We start from the raw sequence: 15,020 nt of genomic DNA, 5'->3' as shown, positions 1-15,020 counted from the left end.
CAAACTTTTAAACGTGTTCTTTAATAGCCAGCTGCGTGCCCGTCTTTGCGGCTTTCAGAGGCGCCAATATAAACATCCTGTTCGTGGTCTTTCCAAATAGCCTGATAGCCGCCATAAGGACCGACTGCTTCCTGCAGCGTATGTCCCATTTTTATCAGTTCGCGTCGAGTGTTCTTAGAGAAGCCGTTTTCCAGACTGACAACACCGCCGTCGGACATGACAGAGCCAGTTGGCTGGCTTGAACCTGTATGCAGAATGCGAGGCGCATCGCCGGCTTCTTGCAGGTTCATGCCAAAATCAATCATGTTAATAAGAATTTGTGCATGCATTTGAGGTTGTGTGGCGCCGCCCATAACGCCGTAACTCATTAATGGTTTCCCGTCTTTGGTCACAAAAGCGGGAATGATGGTGTGGAAAGGGCGTTTGCCTGGTTTAAACACATTGCGATGATTCGCATCCAGTGCAAACAGTTCGCCGCGGTTCTGCAAAACAAAGCCTAGGCCTGTTGGTGTCACTCCTGAGCCCATCCCCCGGTAGTTACTTTGAATGAGCGAGACCATATTGCCGTCTTTGTCAGCGGTTGTTAAATAAATGGTATCGCCTTCTGTCGGTGGATTACCCGGCTCGTATGAGCGGCCTGCTTTGTTTGGGTTAATGAGTTCAGCGCGCTCCTTGGCGTAACCTTTATCTAATAAACCTTCTACCGGCACATCGTGAAATGCTGGATCAGAATAGTATTTTGCACGATCCTCAAATGCTAGCTTCTTAGCCTCGACAAAATGATGAATATACTCAGGACTGTCAAAGCCCATGGCACTCAGGTCATATTGCTCAAGTATATTGAGTATTTGCTGCGCTGCTATACCTTGGGTGTTAGGAGGTAACTCCCAAAGATTATATCCGCGATAATTAGTAGAAACAGGGTTAACCCAAGTCGATTCATGCTCTGCTAAATCTTCGTATGACAGAAAGCCCCCGTGTTTCTCGACAAACTCGTCGATAGTACGGGCAATTTCGCCTTTATAGAATGCGTCACGACCTTTATTGGCCAACAGTTTGTAAGTGTTAGCTAAGTCGGGGTTTTTAAAGCGCTCGCCTTTTTCAGGGACGTCGCCGTCTTTCATAAACACGTCAGCGAACCCGGGTTGGTCAGCGAGTACTGCGGCGTTTCGATCCATGTAGTAGGCAATAACTTCAGTCACCGGAAAGCCGGACTCTGCGTAGTTAATAGCCGGTTGCAGCACGTTCTTCATGTCCAATTGACCGAAACGGTCATGAAGTTCAAACCAGCCATCGACGGCACCAGGAACCGATAGCGGTAGTACGCCACGAGGAGGAATTGACTCATAGCCGTTTTCTTTAAAGTACTTCAGCGACAAACTTTTTGGAGAACGGCCTGAGGCATTGAGTCCATAGAGTTTTTCTGATTCGGCATCCCATACAATGGCAAATAAATCACCACCTATACCATTTCCGGTCGGTTCAACTAAGCCGAGTACTGCGTTGGCTGCAATGGCGGCATCAATCGCATTTCCGCCTTCCTGCATAATATCCAGTGCGACTTGAGTGGCTAACGGTTGACTCGTCGCCGCCATTGCCGTTGGTGCCATAGCTTCCGAGCGAGTGGCAAAGTGATGACCTGTTATACGGTCACTGGCCGCAGCGGGTAGGGTAGACGCCGCGCATGTAAAAGCGAGAGCGGCTGAAGCGATAATATTCAATCGTGCCATAGTGTTTACCTTGTTAACTGTGTTGTATTCACTATAGACCGACAGTTAGAAACAAAAAAGACCAGCACGATAGGCTGGTCTTTTTATAGGTTTAAGGCCTGTTGTTATTTAGCCTTTTTTGTCACCGTGATAGTAATCATCGATAACGCTTTCCATTTCTTCGAACTTATCTTGTAGCTCTTTCTCTGGTTCAGCAGTGACTTTGCTGAAAATGATGATAGCCAGTGTAGATAAGATGAAGCCTGGTACAATTTCGTAGACGTAAGCAGATAGCTGTTCGCCACCGAAAGTTGGACCGTAAATCCAGAATAGCACTGTAATAGCACCTGCCAACATACCAGCAAGAGCACCATTACGGTTCATGCGTTTCCAGAACAGACTCAGAATAACCACAGGACCAAATGCGGCGCCGAAGCCGGCCCATGCGTTACTAACCAGGCTTAGAATGGTGTTCTCTGGGTTCCACGCTAACCAAATAGCCACTAATGAAACCGCCAATACAGACATACGACCGACGAATACCAGCTCTTTTTCACTCGCGTCTTTACGTAAGAAGGCTTTATAAAAGTCTTCCGTCAGCGAGCTCGAGCTAACCAGTAGCTGTGAAGAAATGGTACTCATAATGGCTGCCAGAATTGCCGCCAGCAGGAAACCACCAATTAATGGGTGGAATAAGAACTGCGAGAAAATAATGAAAATAGTTTCAGCATCCGGCAAACTCATTTTGGTTTCCGCAACATAGGCAATGCCGACGAAGCCTGTTGCCATAGCACCGATAATAGATACCGTCATCCACGAGATACCAATGCGGCGTGCGGCTTTCACATCACTGACTGAGCGAATCGCCATGAAACGCACAATAATGTGCGGCTGACCAAAATAACCAAGGCCCCATGCAAGCAGCGAGATAATACCTAAGGTACCCAGTATTTCGCCGGTTGCCCCATCCTTAAAGAATGCCAGGAAGTCAGGGTTAATCTCACCGACTTGGCCCACAACACTGCTGTATCCACCGAGCTCTGCAAAGGCGACAATAGGCACCAGAACCAGAGCGACGAACATAATGCAGCCTTGAACAAAGTCCGTCATGCTTACCGCTAAGAAACCGCCGAACAGGGTGTAAGCACATACCACACCGGCTGTTACCCAGAGGCCTGTGGTGTAGTCCATGCCGAATGAGCTGTCGAACAGCTTACCTCCGGCAACCAGACTGGCTGAAGTGTAGAGAGTAAAGAAGATAATAATAACCACAGACGAGAATATACGCAGTCTGCGGCCTTTATCATTAAAGCGGTTCGCAAAGTAATCGGGAATCGTGATGGAGTCGTTTGCGACTTCGGTATAGGTTCTTAAACGCGGTGCTACGATAACGTAGTTAAGATACGCGCCAATGACCAGACCCACTGCAATCCACAGCTGCGAGACACCTGAGACATAAATTGCACCGGGTAAGCCCATCAGCATCCAACCACTCATGTCAGATGCACCCGCAGATAACGCGGTAACGCCAGGACCGAGGCCTCGACCACCTAGCATGTAACCTGATACTGAGTCAGTTGACTTTTTGTAGGCGTAAAGACCAATACCTAGCATGACGATAAAATACGCTGCTAGTGATATCAGAGTACCTGTTTCCACATTAAACTCCTGTTGTTTTGGTTTTTAGTCAGCGATCTTTTTTGCTTTGTCGCTTTTGAATTTAATCTGCTTATTTAAGTGGTCATGCAGCAACTGATGAACATAAGGTTGCTGATCATCACCTAGTACTATGTCTGTTTTATCAAACACGATCATTTTACCACGATATAAAATTAATATCTTATCAGCAATGTGTTTCACGATTTGCGGTGAATGGGTCACTAAAATATACGAAATACCCATATCTTGCTGGAGATTGAGCATAAGGTTAATAATTTGAGCTCTAACGGATGGGTCGAGTCCAACCAAGGCTTCATCGGCAACGACAATCTGAGGCTCCAGAATGATAGCCCGAGCAATACAAACACGCTGCTTTTGACCGCTCGACAGCATATGCGGATAAAATTCACCGTGTTCAGTCAGCATTCCTACGCGACGCAGCGCAATGTCGATTTTTTCATTGCGTTCTTGCGCAGTTAAGTCCGTATTAAATTTTAACGGCTCTTCGAGTTGTTTACGAAGCGTCAAATGCGTATTCAATGAGTTTTCGCTGTCCTGGAAAATCATTCGAATATTATGACAACGCTGCTGATAATGCTGGTTATGGAGCTTTTGCCCATTTAACCAGAGCTCGCCTGAGCTGGGGCTATCAACGCCGGCAATGATCTTAGCCAGTGTTGATTTACCAGAGCCTGTCTCGCCCATTACCGCCAGTGTTTCGCCAGCCTCAATATGAAAAGACAAAGGCTCAATCGCCACGGATTTTTTGCTCCATGGCCACGCTTTGCGAGGGCGGTAGGTTTTCCCCAAATTTTTCACTTCCAGTAGATGGCTCATGATTCAGGCTCCACAAGTGGGAAGTGACAATGAAAAACCCGCTGTTGTTGGTGTGTTGCCAGAGGCGCTTTAACGCACTGCTTTTGAGCATAAGGACAACGCGGTCCGAGTCGGCAGCCAATGGGCATGTGACGTAATGTAGGAATAGCTCCGGGCAGAGTTGGCAAACGCGCTTTATGGGGCAGCTCCTGCTGAGTTTGTAGTGACATTCTTAACATTGAGTCAGTGTAAGGGTGAGCAGGGTTCGTTATGAGCGCTTCTGCTGGCCCGGTTTCCATGAGCTGACCACAATACAACAAGGTCAACTGTTTGGTTTCGGGCAAAATTGAGGTTAAATCCTGCGATATGAGCAGCACTGACATATCTTGGCTAACCGCCAGCCGGGCTAACAACCGATGAATTTGTAGTTTTGTCGATGGCTCCATTGCTGTGGTTGGTTCGTCCGCAATAAGAAGACGAGGGCGGTGAGCGATGGCAATAGCGATACTGACTTTTTGTGCGACCCCTTGTGAAAGCTCAAATGGGTAACTATCAATAACTGACTCGTGATCGCGAATACCTACGCGGTGCAATAATCGTTTAACACGTGTTTTTCTGTCCACACGGCGTCTCATAAAGGTACCGCGCACGTCGCCCTCAGGAATGGCTTCAACAATTTGCTGTTCGACAGTACTGTTTGGGTCTAAATAGGAATAGGGGTCTTGAAAAATCATCGCCATGTCACGGCCGGTAATGGCGCGGCGTTGTTTGGTGGTCATTGCTAATAAGTCCTGCCCATTCCACCAAAGCCTATCCGCAGTTACATCCCAGTTCGGGTTGGCAAAACCAACAATGGCTTTTGCCAGCAGGCTTTTACCCGAACCGGACTCGCCGACAAGACTGTGAATTTCGCCTTTACCAAGTTGTAAGTTCACTTTATCTAACACCCGGACGATGCCGTGCGGCGTTTTCATTTCAACGGTTAAATTGCGGATATCAAGTAACTGCATTAACTGTTCACCCTTTCGCTGAGCGCGCGGCGTAAGCTGTCGCCGACAATATTTATCGACATTATCGTGATGAATAGGGTAACGCCCGGCAACACCATTGACCAAGGCGATAAATAAACTTCGTCCAAGCTGCGGGCAAGCATGCTGCCCCATTCAGGCGTTGGGGACTGTATGCCAAGACCGAGGAAGCTTAGTGCCGCAATATCCATAATGGCAACCGATAAAGACACCGTCAGTTGCATGACCAATATGGGCGTTATATTAGGCAAAATCACCCGATACAATAGATAGCGTTTAGAGCAACCGTTAAGGCGTGAAGCGGTGACATAGTCTTTTTGCCATTCCTGATGCACGGCGTTGCGGGTCACGAAAATAAACTGCGGTATCAATGACAACGTAATGGCCAGCGCAACGTTAAATAATCCGGTGCCCAGTATTGCAATGATGATAAGCGCCATTAAAAAAGACGGAATAGACAGCAGGGTGTCAAATACCCGCGAAAATGTTTGATATTTAATGGTGCGGTCAATGCCCAACACAGCGCCGATAATCATGCCAACGATCGATGAACTGGCGACCATAAGAATAGGCAGTCCTAAACTGTAAATACTGCCAATGAGCAACCGAGACAACATGTCCCGACCCAAATCATCGGTTCCCATAAGGAACTGAATATTGCCTTGATCCGTCCAGGATGGCGGCAAAGACACTGCGTTAGCAAACTGCATGGAGGTGCTATATGGCGCAAGTAGGGGCGAGAAAATAACCACGAGAATCATTGCCAGCAGTATGTACAATGCCGTCATGGACAGCAGACGCTGATTAAAACGCCGCCATACTAACGTCAGCGGGCTTGGGTTCTCGTCTTTGTAGTAAAGGTTAATATGCGGCATGTTATTCGTGCCTTACAATAGGGAATCGCCATCCACGATAGAGATCCACGATTAAGTTAAACAGTAAAATGGTAAAGGCGATGATAAGTACACAGGCCTGTATGACCGGAAAGTCCCTTTCGAATATCGCTCGTACCAGCCAGTTGCCTATGCCGGGCCAGTTAAATATGGACTCAATAACAATACTGTTACTGAGTAGAAGACTGAAAATCAGTGGTACTTGCTGCAAAACCGATTGCGTTGCGTTGGGCACAGCGTGTTTTAATAAGACCTGAAACTCATTCAGACCACGTGCTCTTGCCGCTTTCACATAGGGTTTTTGTAGCATTTCCTGAGTGGCATTACGCATCAGCCTTAGCAGCAGCATCATTGGCATTATCGATAATATAATGACTGGCAGAATCAAGTGGTTGAGTGCATCCTGAAAGGCCGCTGCTTTATAGTCCGAGTCACTCAATGCGATATCAAACAAAATGGCTCCGGATTTAGGCGCAATGCCATACAGCGGGTTTATTTGTCCGGTTATAGGCAGCCAGTCTAGTTTGACGGCGAAAAATAAAATCAGTAGCTGAGCAAGCCAGAAGACGGGGATTGAATAGCCGGCCATTGCCAGGCTGATGACGCTTTTGTCAATGGGCCCTCGAAACTGAGTGGCGGCCAAAACGCCACTAGGTACGCCAATAATAACCGCCAGAATCAATGCGCCAATAATGAGTTCGAGCGATGCGAAGAGGTGTTGGTACGCCTGTTTAAAGACATAGTCACCTGAACTCAATGACGCTCCCCAATTGCCGGAGAGAAGGTGCTGCATGTAATTAATGTATTGTAAGGCAATGTTTTTATCCGTGCCTCTGGCCTCCGATAGGATCGGGTAGTAATCACTAAAAGTCCGTACCCCAGTCATGTTAGTGAGTGCGTCGCCAGGGAAGAAGAAGTTCAATGAGAAGGTGAATACCGTCAGCAAAAAGAACGCGATAATAAAGACAAATAAACGGCTGCTAAGGTAACGAATCATTGGGCGCTCTCCTCAGCCGGTGTCACTTTGGTGGCTAAACGAAAGTTAATGCCGCCATACGGCGGTAACTGCACACCGCGAACCGTTTTTTTCTGCGCCTGATAGCGACGTGAGTGAGCAATAGGCAAAAGGGGTAATTGTTGATTCAGAATGTGTTGTGCACTTTGATACAACGCTTTTCGCTCTGCGGCATCAGTGGTTGATATGGCTTCGTAGAGCAACTCATCAAAGCCTGGATGACACCAGTTGGCGCGATTTCCTCCGGTAGCGACGGCAGCGCAGCTTAGCAGTGGCCTGAAGAAGTTATCAGGGTCAGCGTTATCAGCGTACCAACCGATTAAAACGGTATCGTGCTCGCCCCGTGACAAGCGTCGTCTGAAGGTATTCCACTCATAAGAGACAATACGTGCATTGACGCCAATCTGGGCAAGATCTGACTGCATGAGTTCAGCCATGCGGCGTGCATTAGGGTTGTAAACCCGTTGTACCGGCATTGCCCAGATATTAATAGTTAATTGCTCATATCCGGCTTCTTCAAGTAGCTTTCTGGCTTTTTCGGGGTCGTAGCCGTATTGAATGCCCTGGTTGTCGTAAGCCCAGGATGTTGGGGGTAATATTGAGCGTGCCAGCTCTGCGTTACCGTAATAAATAGTGTCAATAATCGCCTGGCGGTTAATAGCATGACTAAGCGCCTGTCGAACTAACGGGTCATCAAACGGTGGCTTTTTTGTATTGAAAGCCCAAAAAGAGACATTAGGGCTTACTTCATTTGTGACCACAATATCGTCGCGATTGAGCGCTTGAAGCTCACTGATTAGCGGGTAGGGAATAACATCACATTCGCCGGTCACTAACTTCAGCATTCGCTTGTTGGCGTTAGGGGTAATTGAGTAAACAAGCTGCTCAATACCCGGACCCTCCCGCCAATATTCAGGGTGCTTTGTGTAGCGTATCAACACATCTTTGCGGAAGCTTTCGAAACGATAAGGCCCGGTGCCTATCGGCTTTAAGTCAATTAGATAGGGTACGTCTTTTACCGAGAGTTGTTGTGCATATTCCGCTGAGAGAATAATCGCAAAGTCGGTAGCCAAATTTGCCAAAAAGGAGCTATCGGCGTTATTCAGCACGATGTCGACTGTCATTTTATCGACTTTGATAACCTTCTGAATCAGTTTATCCAGACCGGTAGCGCTAAAGAATGGATAGCTGCCGCCACCGACGTTGTGATAAAGGCTGGTTTCATCAAGCCAGCGGTTAAAGCTAAAGCGAACGTCTTCTGCGTTAAAGTCACGGGTTGGTGAAAAGTAATCGGTTGAGTGAAACTTGACGTCTTCACGCAGATAGAAGCGATAACGGGTGCCGTTGTCGAGCGGCTCCCAGCGCTTGGCGAGCGCTGGTACAAAGGTTTGCTTTTCAGCGTCGTAGTCAATCAGTCGGTCATAAAGTTGGGCGGCGGTCGCATCAACAGTCGTGCCCGATGTGATGAGCTGTGGGTTGAAAGTGTCAGGGTTGCCCTCAGAGCAATAAATAATGCCTTCTGATAATGGCGTCACTTCTTCTGTACCAGGCTCGCAGCCAGCAAGTAATATCGTTGTTGCGGAAATGAGTAAAGAAAGCGCTTTAGTCATTATTTGCGGCTGCCCCGTCCAGCAGTTGGTATTTCTTTAAATAGCCTCTGAGCTGATGATAGGTTAAACCAAGATAAGATGCTGTCTTTTTTTGATTAAACTGCGATAGACGCAGCGCTTGTTTGAGTAATTCTTTTTCATAGTCCTGCGACAGCTGCTTAAATTCGACCGGCTCATCGGCTTTTAATACAGAAGTGACTTTTGAGTCATTAGCATCGCCAGGCGCTTCAGATGCTGAGCTCAGCGCTGACGAAGAAGCTGTGCGTGCCGTTGCTGAAACGCCGGGACGAAATGGGCTGTCAAACGGATCCAAGACAATATCATTGATAGGAACATGACCATTGCCTAAGCGGTAAAGGCTCCGTTCCACCGTATTTTTAAGCTCCCGAACGTTGCCGGGCCAATCATAATTCAGCATGATTTTACGCGCTTTTTCGGTAAAACCACTGAACAATTCTAATTCCATTTCCCGAGCCATAGACACCGCAAAATGCTCCGCTAACAACATAATGTCTTCACGTCGCTCTCTAAGCGGAGGCAGTGTTATAACGTCGAAGGCTAAACGGTCGAGTAAATCAGAGCGGAACTCACCTTGCGCTGCAAGCGTCGGTAAATCTTCATTGGTTGCCGCAATTAAGCGAGTATCGACTTTTACCGGCTGACGTCCTCCGACACGTTCAAATTGACCGTATTCGATGACGCGCAACAGCTTTTCCTGAACTCGTAATGATGTGTTCGCCAGCTCATCTAAAAATAAAGAGCCACCATCGGCTCTTTCAAAACGCCCTTCATGACGCTTAGCTGCGCCGGTAAACGCGCCGGCCTCGTGCCCGAACAGCTCGCTGTCTAATAAATTTTCGTTTAAGGCTGCGCAGTTGAGCGTTAGGTATTGTTGCTGCCAGCGTTGCGATAGGTAATGACAACGCGCTGCTATGAGTTCTTTACCGGTACCGCGTTCACCAATGATAAGTACGGGCTTATTCAGCGGAGCTATTTGCGAAACCTGCTCCAGAACTTCAACAAAGCTGTTGGATTGGCCAATTAAATTGTCTGACGGACGCGAGTTACTCATCGACTGAGCCTTAATTATAGTTATTTTTGCTAATTATTAGTCTATTTCACGAACCGAGGCAATACCCGACTCTGTCACAAAATATAAAAAACCTTAATATTCAGCTGATTACTAATTTTTTAAAAGTTGGCTCGATACTTGAATAATGTATGAGCGAATAAATCATTAGCTATGTAAGAGGTAATTTATTATGGGTATTTTTTCACGTTTTAGCGATATCGTGAACTCTAATATCAATGCGTTATTAGATAAAGCCGAAGATCCGCAAAAAATGGTGCGTCTGATTATCCAGGAAATGGAAGACACATTGGTTGAAGTTCGTTCAACATCAGCTCGACTGTTAGCTGAGAAAAAAGATATTCAACGCCAACAGGAGCGCATGGAAAAAGAAGTCGCGGACTGGGAAGCGAAAGCGGAGCTTGCTTTAAGTAAGGAACGCGAAGACTTAGCTCGCCAGGCGCTGATTGAAAAAAGCCGCGCGCAGGATAATGTTGATGCGTTACAGAATGAAATGCAGCGTGTTGATGAGTCGCTGGATAAACTGAACGATGAAATTGCGCAGCTTCAAGAAAAACTGGCTGATGCTAAGTCGCGTCAAAAAGCAATCCTTATGCGTCAGAAGACTGCAAGTAGCCGATTACAGGTGAAAAAACAGGTCGATAGCTCTAAAGTAGATGATGCCATGCAGCGTTTTGACCGCTACGAGGCAAAAATTGATGACTTAGAAGCACAAGTAGAGTCTTATGATATGGGTAAACGCAGCTTGCGCGACGAGTTTGCTGAATTGGAAAATGAAGGCAAAGTTGATGAAGAGTTGGAAGCTCTGCGCGCTCGCATGAAATCAAAGTCGTCTAAAGACTCTGAATAAATAGGCAAATCAAGATGGATATTGAAGCTATTTTCGGGATGTTAGTTGCGCCGCTGATTCTGTTTGTACTGATTGTTGCGCCAATTTGGATAATCTTGCATTACCGCAGCAAACGCCAAATGAACCAGGGGCTGAATGAGGAAGAGCGCGAGTCACTTGCGCTCTTAGCCGACCAGGCGAAACGTATTCGTGAGCGCGTGCAGACGCTTGAACGCATTCTGGATGCTGACTCACCAGGCTGGAGGGACAGACAATGAGTATTTCCAAGTCACGCAGGGAGCTGACTCGTGATGCAGAAAAAGGCAAAATAGCTGGTGTTTGCGCTGGCTTAGGGGACTACCTCAATATTGAGCCTTGGTTAGTACGAGTCGTATTCTTTACTGGGTTAATCTTTGCATCAGGCTTTTTCTTTGTGTTGTATTTAGCAGGGTGGTTGATTCTCGACAAAAAAAAGCCCGATATGAACTCGCACCGAGTCGACGTTAAAACCAGAGTTTGGCAAGGCGGTGAGCCACCAAGAGACGCCATACATGACATAAAGCGTGAGTTCGATGAGTTGGAGGCACAGTTGCAATCGATGGAAAAGTACGTAACCTCCAATCACTATAACCTTCAGCGAGAATTTAATCGTCTGTGAGCCGTATCAAGCAGTTTAAAAGCCAGACCCGCGATCTTATCCATCGCGGGTTTGATCGTCATATTAAGTTGGCCGTAACAGGCTTAAGTGGTGCCGGTAAAACCGCATTAATAACCGGTGTCTTAGAGCAGTTGCTGTATGCCAATGAGTCGCAAAACCTGCCTTATTTCAATGTACGCCAACATCAAAGGCTTATCGGTTGCCGGCTGCACACCAGCCCTAATTGGGATACTCCGCGCTTTGACTATGAAAAGGCAGTGGAGTGCCTGACCAGCGCACAGGGAAAGTGGCCGGCGTCGACCCGTGATGTCAGTGAAATTCGGGTGGAGCTGAAGTACCACCCAGAACGGGGAATTGCCGGTAGAGTGCTGGATGAGCGTCGCCTGACGGTCGATATTATTGATTATCCGGGCGAGTGGCTGCTTGATTTACCTTTGTTGTCGCTCACGTACAGGCAATGGTCCGAAAAGCAACGCACACTGATTGACTCAACGCCTCGACAAGAGATGGCTGAAGTGTGGTTAAAAAAGCTCTATGAGCTGAGTGAAGTCGCCACAGAAGACAACGCCGAAAATCAGTTGAAAATAGTTGCCAGTGCCTACCGAGCGTACTTATCTGAGTGTAAAACACGAGGACTGAAGCTTTTGCAGCCGGGGCGTTTAGTGTTACCCGGAGAGCTAGAGGGAACGCCGTCTCTGGACTTTTTCCCATGGCCATTAAAGCAACCCATACCCAACGCATGGCAAGGTTTGTTAGAACAGAAGTTTGAGTATTATAAAGAACACGTTATCAAACCTTTTTATCAAAACTACTTCAGGCATTTTAACCGACAGTTAATACTGGTCGATGTGCTGGGGGCACTTGAGGGGGGCGAGTCTCATTTTGACGAATTGAAGCTGGCGTTGACTGAAATCATGCAAAGCTTTAACTACGGTCAGAACAGTCTGTTAAAACGCTTGTTTTCGCCGCAGATTGATAAAGTGGCCTTTGTGGCGACGAAGACAGACAGTATTATTCCGAGTGATCATACAAAGTTAACTGGGTTGCTCAACGCACTGACATTGGAGGGAAGACAACAACTTCAGTTTGAACGTATTCCTTTTGAATTATTCAGCGTTGCAGGCGTGTCCACGAGCCAGTGGAAGCAGCTTAAAAACGGTACGAATGTGCTTGAAGGAATTGATGAATCAGGTGCGTTAGTTCGTGTCGGCGCCCCTCATGTTCCGGGTCGCTTACCTGCGAAAGATGATTGGCAACAAGGCTATGTCTATCCACATTTTCTTCCAAACTTTACGCTGGCCGATTCGCCGTTGCCGCATATTCGTTTAGATAAACTGCTGAATGCTGTCATTGGAGATAAATTACGATGAGCAAACATCGCGAGCTCACTTATTATTCCGTGGACGAGGACGCAGAGCCACGAGCAAATACCGAATCTGTTGATGAAACGGGCGACGTGCTATCAACGGTGCAAATGCAGACTAAGTTCGAGAGACAACTGCGTCGGTGGGGACGTTGGTTGCTGCTGGGCGTTGTCTTGGCATCGGTTGCCGGAATTATTGAGCTCGTGCTGGCTATTATTGAATCATGGCAGCAAAGTTGGGTATTGGGGACGCTATGGAGTGCTGGTTTTACATTAATACTGGGTTTGCTTGTCGGCTTTTTTGTCAAAGAATTCTGGCAGCTTCGCCAGTTAAAACGTCGCTGGCACGCTCAGAGTCAGGGTACAGAAAGTATTGAACAACAATTGAAGCTGCTGGATCATCCTGATTTAGAAGAACGCTGGATGCAGATCTACCAGCCCTACTGGTCTGACAGTGAAAAGCGTGAACGATTTGAATGCGATATTTTAAGTCGCGTTGACCAACAAGCCAGCCGACTTATCAGCCGTTGGTCCGCGGAAGCGGCTGCTATGATAGCAGTCAGCCCCTTTGCGGTCTTAGATATGCTGATTATTTTATGGCGTAATCAGCGCATGATTCATCGTATTGCCGGACTTTACGGCGTGAAACTAGGATACTTAGCGCGTATTCGGTTATGGCGGCAAGTGTTGGCGAATATCGCCTATTCAGGAATAAGTGAGGCTGCTGTCGATTTAGGCACACAATGGGTGAGCGCTGAACTGATAACGAAACTTTCCGTACGTGCCGGGCAGGGGCTGGGTGCGGGTCTTTTAACAGCAAGACTGGGTTATCAAGTAATGTCGCTGTGCCGGCCGCTGTCATTTCAGCACACCAAAAAGCCAGGATATGGGCAGCTTCAAAAAGACTTGCTGCGCCAATTAAAAGGCGTTCTTCCATCGCTGTATAAAGCCCAATTTTCTAAGGGTGTAAAGACGCCGGAGAGTAAAGTGGAAAACTAGCGTTACACTTTGTAAAAGGTTTGAGATAGCGCAAAGATTGCCAATATTGGGTTGCTCGTTGCACTCTGTTGCTCGTTAACATTTTACTGACAAACGAGTGCAATTTGTATGTCTGCCAAGAGCAACCACAATCATTCTAATAATAAGTGGCAACCTGCAACTCAGGTGATTCATGCTGGTGCGAACCATGACGACCCTCATGGTGCGCTGAGCAGTCCGTTATACCAAACATCAACCTTTGCTTTTTCCTCTTCAGAGCAGGGCTCACGCCGTTTCGCCGGAGAGGAAGAAGGCTATATTTACAGTCGCTTAGGCAACCCGACCACCAACGAACTTGAGCAACGCATGGCTGAGTTAGAGGGCTATGAAGCCGCTGCGGCTGCCGCCACTGGCATGGGAGCGATAGCGGCAACCACCATGGCGTTTGTGAAAGCTGGCGATCATATTATTGTATCTGATGCGATTTATGGTTGCAGTTTTGCGTTGTTTAGCGAGCTGTTCGAGCGTTTTGGTGTGCATGCTGACTTTATCGACTTAACGGATACCGAGCTCTTAGCATCTAGCATTAAAGACAACACGCGTCTGGTGTTTTTAGAAACACCCGCGAACCCGCATTTAAAAACAGTGGATATTGATGCTGTACATGCGGTTATAAAAGACAAAGACATTCGACTGATTGTCGACAACACCTTTATGACCCCGCTATTGCAGCAGCCGAAACAGCACGGTGCCGATATTGTGGTTCATAGTGCGACGAAGTTTCTTAATGGTCATGGTGATGTCGTTGCAGGCATTGTATGCGGAAGTGCCGAAGATATAGCGACAATTAAAGGTACGACATTAAAAGATATGGGCGCTACCATGAGTCCACATGACGCTTGGCTTATTTTGCGTGGTTTAAAGACGCTCGACGTACGCATGCAGCGACACTGCGAAAACGCCAATAAGGTGTATGAATTTTTAACTCAGCGCAGCGACGTAAAGACCATCTACTTCCCAGGGGCGCCTGATCATAATGCTCAGAAGCTGATGGGTCACCAAATGAAAGCGAACGGAGCGGTTATTGCGTTTGAACTGGATGGCGATGAAGCCATGGCGCGTTACTTTCTGGATCAGCTGCGAATGATAAAACTCGCCGTGAGTTTAGGGGATGCTGAAACGCTGATTCAGCACCCGGCGTCGATGACACATTCGCCTTATACGCCGGAAGCGAGGGCGAAAGCAGGCATCTCCGACACCTTAATTCGTATCGCTGTCGGCTTAGAGGCCGCAGACGATATTATCGCTGACATTGAGCAAGCGTTGGATGCGTGTAAAGCGCAGTGGCAACAGTCAGCGTGATTCTGAACTA

At 47.4% G+C, this 15,020-nt stretch carries 14 protein-coding genes; 6 read left to right on the top strand and 8 right to left on the bottom strand.

The window, feature by feature from the left end:
• Positions 1 to 20: 20 nt before the first annotated feature.
• The 8 genes from ggt to pspF form a co-directional block, all read right to left on the bottom strand.
• Positions 21 to 1,730 (bottom strand): gamma-glutamyltransferase, encoded by a 1,710-nt coding sequence (gene ggt / locus CEW91_RS07155; RefSeq protein ID WP_088768326.1) that lies wholly within the window; start codon positions 1,728 to 1,730, stop codon positions 21 to 23.
• Between the two features lie 108 nt (positions 1,731 to 1,838).
• Positions 1,839 to 3,368 (bottom strand): sodium/proline symporter PutP, encoded by a 1,530-nt coding sequence (putP, locus tag CEW91_RS07150; protein ID WP_088768325.1) that lies wholly within the window; start codon positions 3,366 to 3,368, stop codon positions 1,839 to 1,841.
• A 24-nt stretch (positions 3,369 to 3,392) separates the two neighbouring features.
• Entirely contained in the window at positions 3,393 to 4,205 is an 813-nt protein-coding gene (locus CEW91_RS07145) for an ATP-binding cassette domain-containing protein (protein WP_088768324.1), read from the bottom strand.
• A complete protein-coding gene (locus tag CEW91_RS07140) occupies positions 4,202 to 5,194 on the bottom strand; it encodes an oligopeptide/dipeptide ABC transporter ATP-binding protein (protein ID WP_088768323.1) in 993 nt (330 codons plus the stop codon). The genes CEW91_RS07145 and CEW91_RS07140 overlap by 4 nt, the downstream gene beginning before the upstream one ends.
• Complete coding sequence (locus CEW91_RS07135) at positions 5,194 to 6,087, bottom strand: ABC transporter permease subunit (protein ID WP_088768322.1); 894 nt, start codon at positions 6,085 to 6,087, stop codon at positions 5,194 to 5,196. Before CEW91_RS07135 ends, CEW91_RS07140 begins: the two co-directional genes overlap by 1 nt.
• Before the next feature lies 1 nt (position 6,088).
• A complete protein-coding gene (locus CEW91_RS07130; RefSeq protein ID WP_088768321.1) occupies positions 6,089 to 7,102 on the bottom strand; it encodes an ABC transporter permease in 1,014 nt (337 codons plus the stop codon).
• Positions 7,099 to 8,730: an ABC transporter substrate-binding protein gene (locus CEW91_RS07125; protein WP_088768320.1), complete on the bottom strand. Its 1,632-nt coding sequence runs from the start codon at positions 8,728 to 8,730 to the stop codon at positions 7,099 to 7,101. Before CEW91_RS07125 ends, CEW91_RS07130 begins: the two co-directional genes overlap by 4 nt.
• Positions 8,723 to 9,802 carry a phage shock protein operon transcriptional activator gene (pspF, locus tag CEW91_RS07120; RefSeq protein ID WP_088768319.1) on the bottom strand — a complete coding sequence of 360 codons (1,080 nt, stop codon included), beginning with the start codon at positions 9,800 to 9,802 and terminating at the stop codon, positions 8,723 to 8,725. The genes CEW91_RS07125 and pspF overlap by 8 nt, the downstream gene beginning before the upstream one ends.
• Before the next feature lie 190 nt (positions 9,803 to 9,992).
• On the opposite strand from pspF, the gene pspA reads away from it, so the two are divergent.
• The 6 genes from pspA (at position 9,993) to megL (ending at position 15,010) form a co-directional block, all read left to right on the top strand.
• On the top strand, positions 9,993 to 10,670 hold the full coding sequence (gene pspA, locus CEW91_RS07115; RefSeq protein WP_088768318.1) for a phage shock protein PspA: 678 nt from the start codon (positions 9,993 to 9,995) through the stop codon (positions 10,668 to 10,670).
• 14 nt (positions 10,671 to 10,684) lie between these two features.
• A complete protein-coding gene (gene pspB / locus CEW91_RS07110; RefSeq protein ID WP_088768317.1) occupies positions 10,685 to 10,927 on the top strand; it encodes an envelope stress response membrane protein PspB in 243 nt (80 codons plus the stop codon).
• Positions 10,924 to 11,307, top strand: coding sequence for an envelope stress response membrane protein PspC (pspC, locus tag CEW91_RS07105; RefSeq protein WP_088768316.1), 384 nt, complete (start codon positions 10,924 to 10,926; stop codon positions 11,305 to 11,307). Before pspB ends, pspC begins: the two co-directional genes overlap by 4 nt.
• Positions 11,304 to 12,677, top strand: coding sequence for a YcjX family protein (locus CEW91_RS07100; RefSeq protein WP_088768315.1), 1,374 nt, complete (start codon positions 11,304 to 11,306; stop codon positions 12,675 to 12,677). The genes pspC and CEW91_RS07100 overlap by 4 nt, the downstream gene beginning before the upstream one ends.
• Positions 12,674 to 13,669 (top strand): YcjF family protein, encoded by a 996-nt coding sequence (locus tag CEW91_RS07095; protein ID WP_088768314.1) that lies wholly within the window; start codon positions 12,674 to 12,676, stop codon positions 13,667 to 13,669. The genes CEW91_RS07100 and CEW91_RS07095 overlap by 4 nt, the downstream gene beginning before the upstream one ends.
• Positions 13,670 to 13,777: 108 nt before the next feature.
• Positions 13,778 to 15,010 carry a methionine gamma-lyase gene (megL, locus tag CEW91_RS07090; protein ID WP_088768313.1) on the top strand — a complete coding sequence of 411 codons (1,233 nt, stop codon included), beginning with the start codon at positions 13,778 to 13,780 and terminating at the stop codon, positions 15,008 to 15,010.
• Positions 15,011 to 15,020: the final 10 nt, after the last annotated feature.

It is taken from the genome of Idiomarina piscisalsi (assembly GCF_002211765.1).
Classification (GTDB): Bacteria; Pseudomonadota; Gammaproteobacteria; order Enterobacterales; family Alteromonadaceae; genus Idiomarina; species Idiomarina piscisalsi_A.
The sequence above is the reverse complement of the archived record's forward strand: the minus strand, read 5'-3'. Positions and strand labels throughout refer to the sequence as shown.